Annotated in this window: 17 protein-coding genes; 9 read left to right on the top strand and 8 right to left on the bottom strand. The window is 64.8% G+C overall.

Features of this window, described 5'->3' with window-relative positions; all coding sequences use genetic code 11:
• Positions 1 to 13: 13 nt before the first annotated feature.
• From EC86_RS0101510 to coaBC, 4 genes are all read right to left on the bottom strand, one after another.
• Positions 14 to 580 carry an outer membrane lipoprotein gene (locus tag EC86_RS0101510; RefSeq protein ID WP_029523949.1) on the bottom strand — a complete coding sequence of 189 codons (567 nt, stop codon included), beginning with the start codon at positions 578 to 580 and terminating at the stop codon, positions 14 to 16.
• A 210-nt stretch (positions 581 to 790) separates the two neighbouring features.
• Positions 791 to 1,237 (bottom strand): dUTP diphosphatase, encoded by a 447-nt coding sequence (dut, locus tag EC86_RS0101505; protein ID WP_029523948.1) that lies wholly within the window; start codon positions 1,235 to 1,237, stop codon positions 791 to 793.
• On the bottom strand, positions 1,234 to 1,641 hold the full coding sequence (locus EC86_RS0101500) for a hypothetical protein (protein ID WP_156955165.1): 408 nt from the start codon (positions 1,639 to 1,641) through the stop codon (positions 1,234 to 1,236). Before EC86_RS0101500 ends, dut begins: the two co-directional genes overlap by 4 nt.
• A complete protein-coding gene (coaBC, locus tag EC86_RS0101495; RefSeq protein WP_051675665.1) occupies positions 1,638 to 2,921 on the bottom strand; it encodes a bifunctional phosphopantothenoylcysteine decarboxylase/phosphopantothenate--cysteine ligase CoaBC in 1,284 nt (427 codons plus the stop codon). Before coaBC ends, EC86_RS0101500 begins: the two co-directional genes overlap by 4 nt.
• Before the next feature lie 167 nt (positions 2,922 to 3,088).
• Between coaBC and EC86_RS0101490 the strand changes: the two genes are divergently transcribed.
• The 3 genes from EC86_RS0101490 to EC86_RS0101480 are packed head-to-tail and all read left to right on the top strand — an operon-like array spanning position 3,089 to position 7,013.
• Positions 3,089 to 3,661 carry a (2Fe-2S)-binding protein gene (locus tag EC86_RS0101490; protein WP_029523945.1) on the top strand — a complete coding sequence of 191 codons (573 nt, stop codon included), beginning with the start codon at positions 3,089 to 3,091 and terminating at the stop codon, positions 3,659 to 3,661.
• On the top strand, positions 3,658 to 4,731 hold the full coding sequence (locus tag EC86_RS0101485; RefSeq protein WP_029523944.1) for an FAD binding domain-containing protein: 1,074 nt from the start codon (positions 3,658 to 3,660) through the stop codon (positions 4,729 to 4,731). The genes EC86_RS0101490 and EC86_RS0101485 overlap by 4 nt, the downstream gene beginning before the upstream one ends.
• Positions 4,728 to 7,013 (top strand): xanthine dehydrogenase family protein molybdopterin-binding subunit, encoded by a 2,286-nt coding sequence (locus EC86_RS0101480; protein ID WP_029523943.1) that lies wholly within the window; start codon positions 4,728 to 4,730, stop codon positions 7,011 to 7,013. The genes EC86_RS0101485 and EC86_RS0101480 overlap by 4 nt, the downstream gene beginning before the upstream one ends.
• 80 nt (positions 7,014 to 7,093) lie before the next feature.
• On the opposite strand, the gene EC86_RS0101475 is transcribed toward EC86_RS0101480, so the two are convergent.
• Both EC86_RS0101475 and EC86_RS0101470 read right to left on the bottom strand, forming a co-directional pair.
• Complete coding sequence (locus tag EC86_RS0101475; protein ID WP_029523942.1) at positions 7,094 to 7,675, bottom strand: nucleotidyltransferase family protein; 582 nt, start codon at positions 7,673 to 7,675, stop codon at positions 7,094 to 7,096.
• Positions 7,676 to 7,679: 4 nt separating this feature from the next.
• A complete protein-coding gene (locus EC86_RS0101470) occupies positions 7,680 to 8,669 on the bottom strand; it encodes an XdhC family protein (protein ID WP_029523941.1) in 990 nt (329 codons plus the stop codon).
• Positions 8,670 to 8,819: 150 nt separating this feature from the next.
• Here EC86_RS0101470 and EC86_RS0101465 point away from each other — a divergent pair, with 150 nt between their 5' ends.
• The 4 genes from EC86_RS0101465 to EC86_RS0101450 all read left to right on the top strand — a co-directional run bounded on the left by EC86_RS0101465 (position 8,820) and on the right by EC86_RS0101450 (position 12,730).
• Positions 8,820 to 10,514: a CTP synthase gene (locus EC86_RS0101465; RefSeq protein WP_029523940.1), complete on the top strand. Its 1,695-nt coding sequence runs from the start codon at positions 8,820 to 8,822 to the stop codon at positions 10,512 to 10,514.
• A gap of 62 nt (positions 10,515 to 10,576) precedes the next feature.
• Positions 10,577 to 11,863, top strand: coding sequence for a phosphopyruvate hydratase (gene eno / locus EC86_RS0101460; RefSeq protein WP_029523939.1), 1,287 nt, complete (start codon positions 10,577 to 10,579; stop codon positions 11,861 to 11,863).
• Positions 11,864 to 11,878: 15 nt separating this feature from the next.
• Entirely contained in the window at positions 11,879 to 12,157 is a 279-nt protein-coding gene (locus tag EC86_RS0101455; RefSeq protein WP_029523938.1) for a septum formation initiator family protein, read from the top strand.
• A 66-nt stretch (positions 12,158 to 12,223) separates the two neighbouring features.
• Positions 12,224 to 12,730 carry a hypothetical protein gene (locus EC86_RS0101450; protein ID WP_051675664.1) on the top strand — a complete coding sequence of 169 codons (507 nt, stop codon included), beginning with the start codon at positions 12,224 to 12,226 and terminating at the stop codon, positions 12,728 to 12,730.
• Here the strand turns inward: EC86_RS0101450 and hslO are convergent.
• Together hslO and EC86_RS0101440 are read right to left on the bottom strand one after the other, a co-directional pair.
• Positions 12,716 to 13,684 (bottom strand): Hsp33 family molecular chaperone HslO, encoded by a 969-nt coding sequence (gene hslO / locus EC86_RS0101445; protein WP_029523936.1) that lies wholly within the window; start codon positions 13,682 to 13,684, stop codon positions 12,716 to 12,718. The two genes, EC86_RS0101450 and hslO, sit on opposite strands and share 15 nt — an antisense overlap.
• Before the next feature lie 57 nt (positions 13,685 to 13,741).
• Positions 13,742 to 14,266: a gamma carbonic anhydrase family protein gene (locus tag EC86_RS0101440; RefSeq protein WP_029523935.1), complete on the bottom strand. Its 525-nt coding sequence runs from the start codon at positions 14,264 to 14,266 to the stop codon at positions 13,742 to 13,744.
• Positions 14,267 to 14,379: 113 nt separating this feature from the next.
• On the opposite strand from EC86_RS0101440, the gene EC86_RS0101435 reads away from it, so the two are divergent.
• Both EC86_RS0101435 and EC86_RS0101430 read left to right on the top strand, forming a co-directional pair.
• Positions 14,380 to 15,201 (top strand): ferritin-like domain-containing protein, encoded by an 822-nt coding sequence (locus EC86_RS0101435; RefSeq protein WP_029523934.1) that lies wholly within the window; start codon positions 14,380 to 14,382, stop codon positions 15,199 to 15,201.
• 119 nt (positions 15,202 to 15,320) lie between these two features.
• Positions 15,321 to 15,566 carry a hypothetical protein gene (locus EC86_RS0101430; protein ID WP_029523933.1) on the top strand — a complete coding sequence of 82 codons (246 nt, stop codon included), beginning with the start codon at positions 15,321 to 15,323 and terminating at the stop codon, positions 15,564 to 15,566.
• Positions 15,567 to 15,667 lie beyond the last annotated feature (101 nt).

Genomic DNA, 15,667 nt, shown 5'->3' with positions numbered 1-15,667 from the left:
GAACGCCTGCGGATCAATAACGGAACAGCTGGTTGTTCTGGATCCTGACGCGGTCACCGATGCGCAATTCACCGGTGGCCGGCACGTCGTAGGCGCGCGCACCGCCGTTGTCGAGCTGGACCGTGACCCGGTAGGTCTGGCTGACGTTGGCATTGCGGTTGTTGTTCTGGATCGCATTGCCCGCCACGGCGCCACCGAGGGCGCCAGCTATCGTGGCAAAGTCACGTCCGGTGCCCCCGCCGATCTGGCGGCCAACCACCGCGCCGGCGACGCCACCCAGCACCGCGCCGATGCCAGGGCTCTGCGCCTGCGGCTGGCCCTGGAACACCTCGATGTTGTTGACGCGGCCGTATTCCACATAGTTGCCCTGCTGGTTCTGGGCGGGATATTGCGATTGCGCCGGGTACTGTGATTGCGTGGGGTACTGGTTCGGATACTGGTTCGGGTACGGGCTCTGGCCCGGGTACGCTGGCGCCGGGTATGACGACTGGTTGTCCATGGGCACGGTGCCGCAGGCGGCCAGACCGGCCAGAACAAGCACTGAAGCGGTCACTGAGACAAAGCGGGAAATACGGCGCATGAAACTCTCCTCGGATAAAGTCATTGAAGTTCCGTCCTGCCTGGACTTTTCTTTTTTAATTCAGCACAGCGTCAAGGAACCTGAAGCCCTGATTTGAAAGGTTGGCCGCCGGTTTCTAGGTCAGGTCCAAAGCTTAGCATGCGTGGGATGGTGCATTCAATTCGCGTAGGACTGAGCTCACGCACATCCTGGGCCTGGCGCAGTGCCTGCTCAGGCTTTTCCTGTCGAGCCGTAACCGCCCTCGCCGCGTTCGGTGGCGACGAATTCGCTGACCACCCTGAATTGCGCCTGCACCACCGGAACGATCACCAGCTGGGCGATTCGCTCCATCGGCTCGATGGTGAAGGGCACGTCGCTGCGGTTCCAGGCGCTCACCATGAGCTGGCCCTGGTAGTCGCTGTCGATCAGCCCGACCAGGTTGCCCAGCACGATGCCGTGCTTGTGGCCCAGCCCCGAACGCGGCAGGATCATCGCGGCATAGCCGGGGTCGTGCAGGTAGATGGCCATGCCGGTGGGAATCAGCTGCCAGGCGTTGGCTCCCAGCGTCAGCGGCGCGTCCAGGCAGGCGCGCAGGTCCAGTCCGGCGCTGCCAGGCGTGGCGTAGGCGGGCAGATTGTCCTGAAGGCGCGGGTCGAGTATCTTGAGGTCGATGTTCATGGCTTGTTTTTGGGACGGGTTGAGGGTACTTTTCGAGCTTCTTCGGCTGCGCGTTTGGCCAGTGCGGCCATTTTGTTGACGAAAGCGCCCGGTGGCTGCGATCTCAAGCGGTAGATGAGCCAGGCGACATACGCCGCGAGCATGGGAATGAACAAGAACCCGGCGCCGGGCACGAAGCGGCCCAGGATTTGCGTGCCGACCCACAGGCCGACGATCCATTTCACATGCCGCAGAAAAGGAATGCGCGCCACCGATTGCAGCCCATCCGCCACCGACGGCAAGCCCGGAATCGCCATCGGCGCGCCAGGCGCTGGCGCACTCCTGGCGACTGCCTGTGCAGCTGTAAGGCGTTCGACGTAGCGCACAAAGTCACCGTCAGGCGGGGTATTCGAAGGCTGCATCATGAGAGCGTGGTGTTCTGCCTGGCGGGCGCATGGGTTTCAATCCGGCGGGCAATCTCGCCGACCAGCCGCTGCGCCAGCGAGCGCTTGGACGCCCGGGGCAATTCAAGGCTGCCCTGCGCATCGATCAGCAGCAGGGCATTGTCGTCCTGGCCGAAGGTATCGGGGCCGATGTTGCCGACCAGCAGCGGCACCTGCTTGCGCAAGCGCTTGGCCTGCGCGTTTTCCAGCAGGTCATGGCTTTCGGCCGCAAAGCCGACGCAATACAGCCGGCCCGCCTGCGCGGCCGGCGACTGGGCAACCGTCGCCAGGATGTCGGTGTTTTCGGTGAAGGCCAGCTGCGGCGTCTGGCCGGAGCCGTCCTTCTTGATTTTCTGCAACGAAGGGTCGGTCGGCCGCCAGTCGGCCACAGCCGCCGTTGCTATGAAAATAGTAGCTGACTGCGCACATCCAGAAACCGCAGAGAGCATATTTGATGCTGATTTCACGTCGATGCGCGTGACGCCGCGCGGCGTGGCCAGAACGACCGGCCCGGCCACTAGCGTGACCTCGGCGCCGGCCTCGCGCGCGGCGCGGGCAATGGCAAAGCCCATCTTGCCGCTCGACAGGTTGGTGACGCCGCGCACCGGGTCAATCGCCTCATAGGTCGGCCCGGCCGTTACCAGCACGCGCTGGCCGCGCAATACCTTGGGCGTGAAAAAGGCAATGATGTCTTCGAGCAGCTCGTCCGGCTCCAGCATGCGGCCGTCGCCGGTTTCGCCGCAGGCCTGGAAACCCGTGCCCACGCCGAGCACCGTGGCGCCGTCCTGCGCCAGCTGCGCCAGGTTGCGCTGCGTGGCCGGGTGCGCGTACATCTCGCGGTTCATTGCCGGCGCCACCAGCAGCGGCACGCGGTCCACGGGACGCGCCAGGCACATCAGGCTCAGCAGCTCGTCGGCACGGCCCTGGACCAGCCGGGCGATGAAGTCGGCGCTACACGGCGCAATCACGATCGCGTCGGCTTCGCGCGACAGGTTGATGTGCGCCATGGCGTTCGGCTCGCGGCCGTCCCACTGGTTCAAATACACCGGCCTGCCGCTGAGCGCCTGCATCGTGACCGGCGTGATGAACTGGGCGGCCGCCTCGGTCATCACCACCTGCACCGTGGCGCCGGCCTTGATGAGCCCCCGGCACAGCTCGGCCGACTTGTAGCAGGCAATGCCGCCCGACAGGCCGAGCACGATATGTTTGCCGGCCAGCTCAGCGGGTTGGTTGCTGCCCGGCGTGTTTGCTTGATGTGTCATGGCAGGCAATGTAGCAGTTTCAAGGTAGCGCCAAAGCGCCCTGCTCCATGCGGCCTTGTCTGACAACCGGGCGGTATTGCAGCTTTCAATCGGCTCGGTGGCAGCGCTCTAGCATTCAATTTCATGACCGGCCCTGCGGTCAAAAACCCCACCACCAGGAGCTTGCCATGGCTGACCAACCCCCTTCCGCCGCGCTGGCCGGACCGCCGCAACACACCATCGAGTTGCGCATCAACCGGCAGGATTACCGGCTGGAAGTGCAGGCCTGGGTGTCTTTGCTTGACCTGCTGCGTGACAAGCTGCAGCTCACCGGCACCAAGAAAGGCTGCGACCACGGCCAGTGTGGTGCCTGCACGGTGCTGGTCGATGGCCGGCGCATCAACGCCTGCCTGACGCTGGCGGTGATGCAAAACGGCCGCGAGATCACCACCGTCGAAGGCCTGGCCAACCTGGTGACCGGCCCGGAGCTGCACCCGCTGCAGCAGGCTTTTATCGACCACGACGCCTTTCAGTGCGGCTACTGCACGCCGGGCCAGCTTTGTTCGGCTGTCGGGCTTATCAACGAAGGTCACGCCCGCACGCCGGATGACATCCGCGAGCTGATGAGCGGCAACATTTGCCGCTGCGGCGCCTACCCGCAAATCGTGCAGGCCGTCAGCGACGTGGCGCTGGGCAGCGCAAAACCGGGCACGGCCTCCACGGCCAGCCGGCCCGTCACCACCGGCGTGGTGCCGGCATGATCAACTTTGCCTACCTTCCCGCGAGTGCCGTGGAAACGGCACTGGAACAGATCGGCCCCGGCCCCGGATCTACAACGTCGGCAGGCTTTGGCAAGTTCATTGCCGGCGGCACCAACCTGCTCGATCTGATGAAGGAAAACGTGATGCGGCCGGCGCGGCTGGTGGACATCAACCCGCTGGCGTTGAACAGCATCGCGACCCTGCCGGACGGCGGCCTGCGCCTGGGCGCACTGGCGCGCAATGCCGATACTGCCTATCACGCGCAGGTAGTCAGCCGCTACCCGCTGCTGAGTGCGGCGATCCTGGCGGGTGCTTCGGCGCAGATCCGCAACATGGCCAGCAACGGCGGCAACCTGCTGCAGCGCACGCGTTGCTATTATTTTTATGACACCGGCGTGCCGTGCAACAAGCGCGTTCCCGGCAGCGGCTGCCCGGCCATCAGCGGACTGGCGCGCCTGCATGCGATTCTGGGAGCCAGCGAACAGTGCATTGCCACGCACCCGTCGGACATGTGCGTGGCGCTGCGGGCGCTCGACGCCGTGGTGCAGGTGCAGTCGCCGCGCGGTGGCCGCGCCATTGCCATGGCCGACTTTCACCGCCTGCCGGGCGAGCAGCCCGACATCGATACCACGCTGGCGCACGACGAGCTGATCACCTCCATCGACCTGCCGCCTGCGCCCGGCTTTGCGGCGCATTCGGCCTACCTCAAGCTGCGCGACCGGGCCTCGTATGCGTTTGCGCTGGTGTCGGTCGCTGCGGCGCTGGACATCGGCACGGATGGCTTGGTGAAAGAGGCGCGCATTGCCCTGGGCGGCGTGGCGCACAAACCCTGGCGCGACCCCGAGGCCGAGGCGCTGCTGGTGGGCCAGCCCGCCAGCCCTGCTGCCTTTTCGCAGGCCGCCAAGCACCTGCTGCGCGGCGCGCAGGCGCAGGGCGTTGGGCCGGGCAGCAATGCCTTCAAGATTCCGATGTCGCAGCGCGCCGTGGTGCGGGCGCTGGAAATGGCGCTTGCGGGCACCGTGGCAAATACAGTCAATAACGACAACGACAACGCGGAGGATGCGCCATGAACGCAGTTTTAAAGGAGGATGTGCAGCCGGTGGCCGAACCCGGCACCGGCCTGGTGGCCAAGGGCGATGCAATTTCGCGCATCGACGGCCCGGCCAAGGTAACGGGCCAGGCGCGCTATGCCGCCGAACACAGCGCGCCCGACATGGCGTACGGCGTGGTCGTGAACAGCACGATTGCCAAGGGGCGCATCACCGCCCTGCATCTGGACGAGGCGCGCGCTGTACCGGGCGTGCTCGACATCCTGTCGCACCTGCACCGGCCCAAGACGCGCAAGCTGGACCTGTTCTACAAGGACATGACCGCGCCGGGCGGCTCGCCCTTCAAGCCGTTTTACAGCGACGGCGTGCTCTACAGCGGCCAGCCGGTGGCGCTGGTGCTGGCCGAGACGTTCGAGGCGGCGCGCTACGCCGCTTCGCTGGTGCAGGTGACCTATGAAGAGGAAGCGCACCAGACGGACCTGCTGGCCAACCTGAACCGCAGCCACAAGCCGAGCCGGCTGAAGGCGGGATTTTCGCCGCCGCCCAAACCGACGGGCGATGCCGATGCAGCCTATGAGGCCGCGCCGGTGCGCATCCACGCTGACTTCTACAGCGGTGTGGAGCACCACAACCCGATGGAAATGCACGCCAGCACCGTGATTCGCTCGGACGACGGCCACCTGACGATCTACGACAAGACGCAAGGCGCGCAAAACAGCCGCTGGATGGTGTCGCAGGTGTTTGGCCTGTCCAAGGACAAGGTGACGGTGAAAAACCCGTTTGTCGGCGGCGCTTTCGGCTCGGGCCTGCGGCCGCAATACCAGCTGATTCTGGCGGTGATGGGCGCATTGCAACTCAAACGTTCGTTGCGCGTGGTGCTCACGCGCCAGCAGATGTTCACCTTTGGCCACCGGCCCGAAACCTGGCAGCGGGTGAAACTCGCCGCCGAGCGCGACGGCACGCTCAAGGCCGTGGTGCATGAAGCGGTAGCCGAAACGTCCAGGCTGGAAGACTACGTGGAAGTGGTGGTGAACTGGTCGGGCCAGCTCTACCAGTGCGACAACGTGCGGCTGGACTACAAGCTGGTCGCGCTCGACCAGTACAGCCCCCTGGACATGCGCGCGCCCGGTGCGGCGCACGGTGTGCATGCGCTGGAAGTGGCGATGGACGAGCTGTCGTATGCCCTTGGCATGGACCCGCTGGCGCTGCGGCTGAAAAACTACGCAGAGCGCGACGCGGCCAGGAACCTGCCCTACTCCAGCAAGGAACTGCGCGCCTGCTACGCGCAGGGCGCCGAGCGCTTTGGCTGGGCCGGCCGTCCGGCCGCACCGCGCTCGATGCAAGAGGGCAACGAACTGATCGGCTGGGGCATGGCTACCGGCACCTGGGATGCGCTGCAGATGCTGGCGCGCGCGGGCGCGGTGCTGCACGCCGACGGCCGGCTTGTCGTCAGCAGCGCGACCAGCGACATCGGCACCGGCACCTACACCGTGATGAGCCAGATCGCCGCCGCTGCCATGGGCCTGCCTCTGGAGAAGGTGACGTTTCGCCTTGGCGACTCGACGCTGCCGTTTGCGCCGGTCGAAGGCGGCTCGTCGCATGTCGCCACTGTCGGCTCGGCGGTCGAAGGCGTGTGCGAGAAGCTGCAGAAAAAGCTCTGGAAGCTGGCCCGGGCCATGCCCGATTCGCCATTTGAAATCACCGCATCCCATGAGGTCGAATGCGTCAATGGCTGCCTGCAGCTGATCAAGATGCCGGGCTCGGCCGTGCCATTCACCGACATCCTGGCGGCCGCTGGCCTGGACAGCATCGAGGAAAAATACCTGATGCTGCCCAACGCCCTGAAGCAGAAGCAGTATGTGCGCGCCACGCATTCGGCGGTGTTTTGCGAGGTGCGGGTGGACGAGGCCTTTGGCACCGTGCGCGTGACGCGGGTGGTCAGCGCGATTGCGGCAGGCCGCATCATCAGCGCCAAGACCGCACGCAGCCAGATCGTGGGCAGCGTGGTCTGGGGCATCAGCCAGGCACTGCACGAGGAAACCCACAGCGACCACGCGCTGGGCCGCTTCATGAACCACAACCTGGCCGAATACCACGTGGCGGTGAACGCCGACATCCATGACATCGACGTGATCTTTGTAGAAGAAGACGACCGTATCGTCAGCCGCCTGGGCGCCAAGGGGGTGGGCGAGATCGGCATCGTCGGCGTGGCGGCGGCCGTCTGCAATGCGATCTACCACGCCACCGGACGGCGCGTGCGCAGCACGCCGATGACACCGGACAAGGTCATGGCGCCGGACTGATTGCTCTTTTTTCAATAGCTGCCTGCACATGCCCGTATTGCGCAAAAGGCCTTTTTTATCAAAAAAACCCCGCGCTGCGCTCATCCGGCCAACGGAAAATTCCTCAAGCCGATCAGCCGCTCGGCGCGGCGCAGGTCCGCAAGCGTGTCGATGTCCAGAATGCAACCGGCGTCCTGCACCGGCCAGAGCGTTTCGCCCCAGGCGCGCACCAGGGCGGCAGCGCCCTGCGCGCCAGTGAGCTGCATCAGTTCAGGCCCGCAGCGCGCCGAAAACCGCACCGGGTGGCCGCGCTGCAGGCCATTGACCGGATCATCCGCGTGACCCGTCCTGACCAGCGGAACCACCACGTCCAGCGACTGCGGCGCCTGCGCGATCTGGCGCAGCGTCTCCGGCTGCACCAGCGGCAAGTCGCCCGGCAGGATCAGCCAGGCCGGGCTGCCCGCCGTCGCGCGCACACCGGCGGCAATCGAGTCGCCCATGCCGGGGTGCATCGCCGCTTCAAGATGCCAGGGCAGGCCCGAAGCCTGCACGGCGCTCAACGTATGCTCCAGCACGCTGCAGCCGCCCAGCCGGGCCTGCAGCTTGGCGCCGCTACCGCCGCTGGCCACGAACCGCTCGCCGCGTCCGGACGCCAGCACGATCACCATGGGTTTTGCAGCCATGACTTCAGCCCTGCGCCACCGCACTGGCGGGACGTGCCGCCACAAGCTGCGCGTTCTTGACCTCGATGATCTGCGCCATGACCGACACGGCAATTTCCGCCGGCGTCCGGGCGCCGATGCGCAGCCCCACCGGCCCGTGCAGGCGGTCCAGTTCCTGCGCACTCAGTTCAAAATGCTCGGCCAGGCGCTGCTTGCGCGCCATCTGGTTGCGCGCCGAACCGAGCGCGCCAACATAAAACGCATCCGAGGTCAGCGCTTCCAGCAGTGCCATGTCGTCGAGCTTGGGGTCGTGCGTCAGCGCGACGATGGCAGTGTGCACGTCGGGCAGGAGTTCGCGCACCACGTCGTCGGGCATGCCTGGCAGGCGCCGCACGCCTGCCAGGGCCAGCGTGGCCGCGTAGTCCTCGCGCGGATCGCACACCAGCACCTCGAAGTCGAGCATCAGCGCGATGCTGGCAACGGCCTGGCTGAGCTGGCCGGCACCAATCAGGAGCAGGCGCCAGCGCGGGCCGAACACCGTGGTCAGGGTGAGGCCGTCAAAATGCAGGCCGGCGCCGCGCGGCGCATCGCTGAGCGTGACATGCCCGGTGGCCAGCGTCAGGCTGCGCGCCACCCGTTGATGCCGGGCCGTGCGCCGCAGCACGTCCTCGACCCAGGCGGTCTCCTCAAGCGACTCCTGCACCAGCCGCAGCGTGCCGCCGCAAGGCAGGCCAAAGCGCGCCGCTTCCTCGCTACTCACGCCGTAGGCCATCATGTCCGGCTTGGGGCTGCTGTGGGCGCCCTCGCCCGAGCGGATGCGGGCAATCAGGTCATCCTCGACGCAGCCGCCCGACACCGAACCGCTCACCGCGCCGTCACCGCGAACGGCCAGCAGCGCACCGGGCGGGCGCGGCGCGCTGCCCCAGGTTTGTACAACCGTGACCAGCGTGACCGGCCAGCCGGTGCGGCGCCAGTCCAGGGCATCGGCCAGCACACGCAAATCCAGACTTTCCATTTGAAGCTCCAGGGTTCGGGCAGATACAACCGTGTCAGTGTCCCCAAGGCAGGATGTTCTTTTGTGAAGGACGCGGCCGGCTTTGGCAGACAGCCAACCCCTATAATCTCCGTTTACCACCTCAGCGAACTTGCAGGTTCGCACAACGGCATGACCAAATTTGTCTTCGTCACCGGCGGTGTGGTGTCTTCCCTGGGCAAGGGAATCGCCTCAGCCTCCCTGGCTGCGATCCTTGAATCGCGCGGCCTCAAGGTCACCCTCATCAAGCTCGACCCCTACATCAACGTAGACCCGGGAACCATGTCCCCGTTCCAGCACGGCGAGGTGTTCGTGACCGAAGACGGCGCCGAGACCGACCTGGACCTGGGGCACTACGAGCGTTTCGTCGAAACGCGGATGCGCAAGGCCAACAATTTCACCACCGGCCAGATCTACCAGAGCGTGCTTGAAAAAGAACGCCGCGGCGACTACCTCGGCAAGACGGTGCAGGTGATTCCGCACATCACCAACGAAATCCAGGACTTCATCAAGCGCGGCGCGCGCTTGGGCACGCCGGACGCGGTCGATGTGGCGATTGTCGAGATCGGCGGCACGGTGGGCGACATCGAGTCCCTTCCCTTTTTGGAGGCGGTTCGCCAGATGAGCCTGCGCATGGGGCCGAACAACACCGCCTTCGTGCACCTGAGCTACGTGCCGTGGATTGCCGCCGCCGGCGAACTCAAGACCAAGCCGACGCAGCACACCGCCAAGCAGCTGCGCGAGATCGGCATCCAGGCCGATGTGCTGCTGTGCCGCGCCGACCGCCGCATTCCCAGCGAGGAACGCGAGAAAATCTCGCTGTTCTCCAACGTGCCCGAATGGGGCGTGATCTCGATGTGGGACGTGGACACCATCTACAAGGTGCCGCGCATGCTGCACGAGCAGGGGCTGGACGGCCTGATCTGCGACAAGCTGCGCCTGAACACGCCGCCGGCCAACCTCAAGCGCTGGGACGACCTGGTCTATGAAACCGAGCATCCGCAGTCCGAGGTCAGCATTGCCATGGTCGGCAAGTATGTGGAGCTGAGCGACAGTTACAAGTCGCTCAACGAAGCGCTGCGCCACGCCGGCATGAAAAACCATGCCAGGGTGCGCATCACCTACTTCGATTCGGAAACCTTGAACCCCGACACGGTGTCATGCCTGGCCGCCTTCGACGGCATCCTGGTGCCCGGCGGCTTCGGCATTCGCGGCGTCGAAGGCAAGATCTGCGCGGCGCGCTTTGCCCGCGAGAACAAGATTCCCTACCTGGGCATCTGCCTGGGCATGCAGGTCGCCACCATCGAATTCGCGCGCCATGTCGCCGGACTGAAAGACGCCAACAGCACCGAGTTCGATCCGGCCACCAAGCATCCGGTGATTGCCTTGATCACCGAATGGAAGGATGCCGACGGCACCATCAAGACGCGCCATGCCAAGTCCGACCTGGGCGGCACCATGCGCCTGGGCGCGCAAAGCTCCGACGTGGCGCCGAACAGCCTGGCGCACCAGATCTACGGCGACGTGGTGACCGAACGCCACCGCCACCGCTACGAAGCCAACGTTAACTACCTGGACGCGCTGCGCAAGTCCGGCCTGGTGATTTCAGCGCTCACGCAGCGCGAGCACCTGACCGAAATCGTCGAATTGCCGCAGGCGGTACACCCTTGGTTCGTCGGCGTGCAGTTCCACCCCGAATTCAATTCGACGCCATGGAACGGCCATCCGCTGTTCAACGCCTACATTGCCGCCACGCTGGAACACCGCCATGCGGCCAGCCTGGCGCAGACGGCGGAAGCGGCCAAACCCCTCAAAGTGGTGGCATGACCAGGAAAAGCGGTTTTACTGAAAATAATTTTGGTTTGTAATTTTTGATTGAAAGAAAAAAAATGAGCGCAATTGTTGACATCGTCGGCCGCGAGATTCTTGACAGCCGTGGCAACCCCACCGTCGAATGCGACGTGCTGCTGGAATCCGGCGTGATGGGCCGTGCGGCCGTGCCTTCGGGCGCATCCACCGGATCGCGCGAAGCCATCGAACTTCGCGACGGCGACAAGTCGCGCTACCTGGGCAAGGGCGTGCTCAAGGCCGTCGGCCACATCAACAACGAAATCTCCGAAGCCGTGCTGGGGCTGGACGCCAGCGAGCAGGCTTTTCTCGACCGCACGCTGATCGAACTCGACGGCACCGAGAACAAGTCGCGCCTGGGCGCCAACGCCATGCTGGCCGTCAGCATGGCCGTGGCCCGCGCCGCCGCCGAGGAAGCCGGCCTGCCGCTGTACCGCTACTTTGGCGGCATGGCGGCGGTGCAAATGCCCGTGCCCATGATGAACGTCATCAACGGCGGCGAGCACGCCAACAACAACCTGGACATCCAGGAATTCATGATCATTCCGCTGGGCGCGCCGAGCTTTCGCGAAGCCCTGCGTTATGGCGCCGAAGTGTTTCACGCCCTGAAGAAAATCCTGCACGACAAGGGCATCAGCACCGCCGTCGGCGACGAAGGCGGCTTTGCGCCCAATGTGACCAACCATGAAGCGGCGATCCAGATGATCCTGGAAGCCATCGACAAGGCCGGTTTTGTCGCCGGCGAGCAGATCGCCCTGGGCCTGGACTGCGCCGCGTCCGAGTTCTACAAGGACGGCAAGTACGTGCTGGCCGGTGAAGGCGGCCTGAGCCTGAGCGCGCAGGAATGGACCGACATGCTGGCGACCTGGGTGGATAAATACCCGATCATCAGCATCGAGGACGGCATGGCCGAAGGCGACTGGGACGGCTGGAAAATCCTGACCGACCGCCTGGGCAAGAACGTCCAGATCGTTGGCGACGACCTGTTCGTCACCAACACGAAAATCTTGAAAGAAGGCATCGACAAGGGCATCGCCAACTCGATCCTGGTCAAGATCAACCAGATCGGCACGCTGACCGAAACCTTTGCCGCCATTGAAATGGCCAAGCGCGCCGGCTACACCGCCGTGATCTCGCACCGCTCGGGCGAAACCGAGGACTCGACGATTGCCGACATCGCCGTGGGCACCAACGCCGGCCAGATCAAGACCGGCTCGCTGTCGCGCTCGGACCGCATGGCCAAGTACAACCAGTTGCTGCGCATCGAGGAAGACCTGGGTGAAGTCGCCGTCTACCCTGGCCGCGCTGCTTTCTACAACCTTCGCTAAGGCATCCGCCAGCCCATGAGCAAGCGCTTATTGGTTCCTGCCGTTCTGGTCGCGCTGCTCGGGCTGTTCCAGGCCCAGCTCTGGATGGGACGCGGCAGCATTCCCAACGTGCGCGAGATGCAGCAGCGCCTGGAGGAGCAGATGGCGAACAACAAGCTGCGCCAGGCGAGCAACGACCAGCTGGCCACCGAGATCAAGGATCTGCAGGAAGGCCTGGAGATGGTCGAGGAAAAGGCGCGCAGCGAACTCGGCATGGTCAAGCCCAATGAAATGTTCGTGCAGTTCACCGATTGATCGGCTTGGCCGGCAGCCAGCGGGCCATGCGCCTGTTCAGGGCGCGCTGCATCGGCATGCACGGCCATGCTGAACATTGCGCTGCTGGATGCCTGTCCGGCCCAACTGTCGGAACTTGCAGTAGCCCTGGAAAAGGCGATGCACGCCCTCGACCCCCACATGATGCGGCTCACGGCTGCCGGCGCGGGCGCACTCCCCGCCAGCCTTTCCGGTTTTGACCTGGTGTTGCTGGCAGGGGTGGAACCACCCGATCCCGCGCAAAGCCGGGAAACGGCCGACCATTCGATTCGCACCGCGCTGGCACAAGATGCCGTTTCCTACCGCGTGCTGTACGGCACGGCCGGCGAGCGGCTGGCCCATGCGCTGCAGGCGGTGGAAAGCTTGCTGCCGGCTGCCGGCCGGCCCAGGCAAGCCACTCGCCCGTCCGGCCTGAAAAGCCAGCCCTGGGTCTGGATGTGCGACAAGTGCAGCGACCCGCAGTGCGAGCACCGGCTGCTGACCGCCTTGCTGGCCCGGCGCGACAGCGTGGATTCAACGCCCGGCCAGCAGGCGCGTCCCTTATTGAACCGTTGACGTCGGCGGCGGCTGCTGGACCGGGTGCGTGAAAATCTGCGCCGCATCGACCGGATCGAATCCGTACTGCGCCCCGCAGAATTCACAGGCCACATCGACCTGGCCGCGCTCGGCAATGATGCTTTCAATCTCCGCCGTTCCGAGGCCGCGCAGCATGTTGCCCACACGTTCGCGCGAGCAGCTGCAGGCAAAGCTCGGCGTGAGCGGCTCGAAGCGCGTGACGGGTTCTTCCCAGAACAACCGGCGCAAGATCGTGTCCACATCCAGGGTCAGCAGCTCCTCGCGCTTGAGCGTGCCGGCCAGCAGGGCGATGCGCTGGTAGTCTTCATTCACGCCGATCTGGTCTTCATTGGCCTGGCGGTCCATCTGGCCTTCGAGGTTGCCCTGGCCCTTGACCGGCAGGCGCTGGATCAGCAGGCCGGCGGCCACGTTGCCGTCGGCCGCCAGGATCAGGCGGGTGTCGAGCTGCTCGCTTTGCAGCATGTAGTGCTCCAGCACCTCACTGAGCTTTTCGATTTTTTCATGCCGGTCGCCAAACAGCGGCACCACGCCCTGGTAGGGTTGCTGGCCCGGGAACTTGTCCTTGGGGTCAAGCGTGATGGCGCAGCGCCCTTCGTTCTTCACATTGACCAGCTGGCTCAGGGAACTTCCCTCGGGCACCTCGCCGGTCACGGTGGCGGTGGCGCGCAGGCTCAGGTCGGGCTGGACCTCGGCCACGGCCAGCTTGACCGGGCCGTCGCCGAAAATCTGCAGGATCAGCGCGCCGTTGAATTTGATGTTGCTTTGCATCAGCGCGCCGGCCGCCGTCATTTCGCCCAGCAGCTGCATGACTTCGGGTGGGTAGCCGCCGGCCGCCTCGCGGCGCTTGAGGATTTCCTGCCACGAGTCGGTCAGGCGCACGATCATGCCGCGCACTGGCAGGCCGTCGAAAATAAATTTGTGGAGTTCGGACATGGCTGGAAAATATAAAAGTGGCTGGCGGGCTTTGCCCAAAAAAGCAAAACCGGGCGTTCAGCCCAGTTTCTTGAGGCCGGCCTTGTAGCGCCGGGCATTGTCCATATAGTGCTGCGCGCTCATTTTTAAACCCTCGATCTGCGCGTCGGTCAATTGCCGCACCGCCTTGGCGGGGCTGCCCAGGATCATGCAGCCATCGGGAAACTCCTTGCCTTCGGTGACCAGCGAGCCGGCGCCGACCAGGCAATTTTTGCCGATCTTCGCGCCGTTAAGCACCACCGCCTGGATGCCGATGAGCGATCCGTCGCCAATCGTGCAGCCGTGCAGCATGACCTGGTGGCCGACGGTGACGTTCTCGCCAATCACCAGCGGCATGCCTTCGTCGGAATGCAGCACGCTGTTGTCCTGGATGTTCGAGCCCTTGCCGACACTGATGGGTGCGGTATCGCCCCGGGCCACCACGCCAAACCAGACGCTGCTGCCCTCAGCCAGCGTCACATTGCCCATGACCTGCGCGCTGTCGGCCACCCAGGCCGATTCATGGAGGGAAGGTTGCAGATCGTCCAGCTGGTAAATGGCCATGGGGTTCCTTCGGAGTAGCGGGTGGTGAAAACGGTTTTCGATTGTAGGCAGGCGCCGGGCCGCGTGTCCGGGCCGGGTTTTTGCCGCCAAACCGCATCAACGACAATCCGGGCATGACCGACACGCCACCCGCGCCCGAACTGCGCCAGCTTGCCCTGCAGGCGATCCTGGAGCCTGATTCACAACAAAAAGTGCTTCTTGCGCAGGCGCTACATGCACAAGCAGCTACTATTTTAATAGCACCTGACAAACACATCACCGCGCCCTCTGGCGTTCCGGGCTGTCCGCCTCGGCCCGAATTGCGCACGCACCTGGACATGCCCCGGCGCTCGCCCTTCACACCGGACGGGCTGGCCGCGCTGCTGCATGCGGTGACGCATATCGAGTTCAACGCGATCAACCTGGCGCTCGATGCGGTCTGGCGCTTTGCCGGCATGCCGCGCGCCTATTACCTCGACTGGCTGCAGGTGGCGGCGGAAGAGGCCGAACACTTCAGCCTGCTGCGCGGCCACCTGCAAACCCTGGGCCATGACTACGGCGACTTCGCGGCGCACACCGGCCTGTGGGACATGACGCGCAAAACCGAGGGCGATGTACTGGCGCGCATGGCGCTGGTTCCACGCACGCTGGAGGCGCGCGGGCTGGACGCCACGCCGCCGATGCAGGCCAAGCTGCGCAAGGTCGGCACGCCGCAGGCCCTGCGCGCAGTCAGCATCCTGGACATCATCCTGCGCGACGAAATCGGGCATGTGGCCATCGGCAACCACTGGTACCGCGCCCTGTGTACCCAGCGCGGGCTGGAACCGCTGGCCACCTATGCGCTGCTGGCGGCGCAATACGGCGCGCCACGACTGAAAGGGCCGCTGAACCTGCAGGCCAGGCGCCAGGCGGGTTTCAGCGATGCCGAACTGGAAGCGCTGAATGCCAGCGCCTGAAGGTGCCCGGCCATAGTCCAAACGGCTCAATCGCCTTTTTGCACAGCTGGACAGGACGGCGATATATTTAAAACCGCTGGCAGCAAATCCATTGGGCGACTGAAAACAGGAGACTCGCGATGATGATGAAGCAACTGATTCAAAAGGCAAAAATCAAATTTTTTGAACCCGATGAAGTCAGCGGACCTGCGGTCCGTCGCATGGCCAGCCCGCTTAAGGGGGCCCTGTTGAACCGGCCAAGCCCCGAGCAGCAGCGCATCCAGCATCTCGAAAACCAGATACAGCAGCTGCGCGCCGACGTTGCACGCTGGAAAAGTTCCTCGCTGTGCTTTGCGCATGAAGTGCGCGACCTGCTGACCGACTGAAGCGCTGCTTCGCCAGCGGCCGCCCGGGCCGGACCTTGGGCATTTCAGGTGATGGCAGAGCGCCTGTCGGGGCGCTAGACTTTTTGCAACCCCAAGGAGTT

Source organism: Polaromonas glacialis, assembly GCF_000709345.1.
GTDB lineage: Bacteria > Pseudomonadota > Gammaproteobacteria > Burkholderiales > Burkholderiaceae_C > Polaromonas > Polaromonas glacialis.
This window is presented reverse-complemented; position numbering and strand designations above follow the sequence as displayed.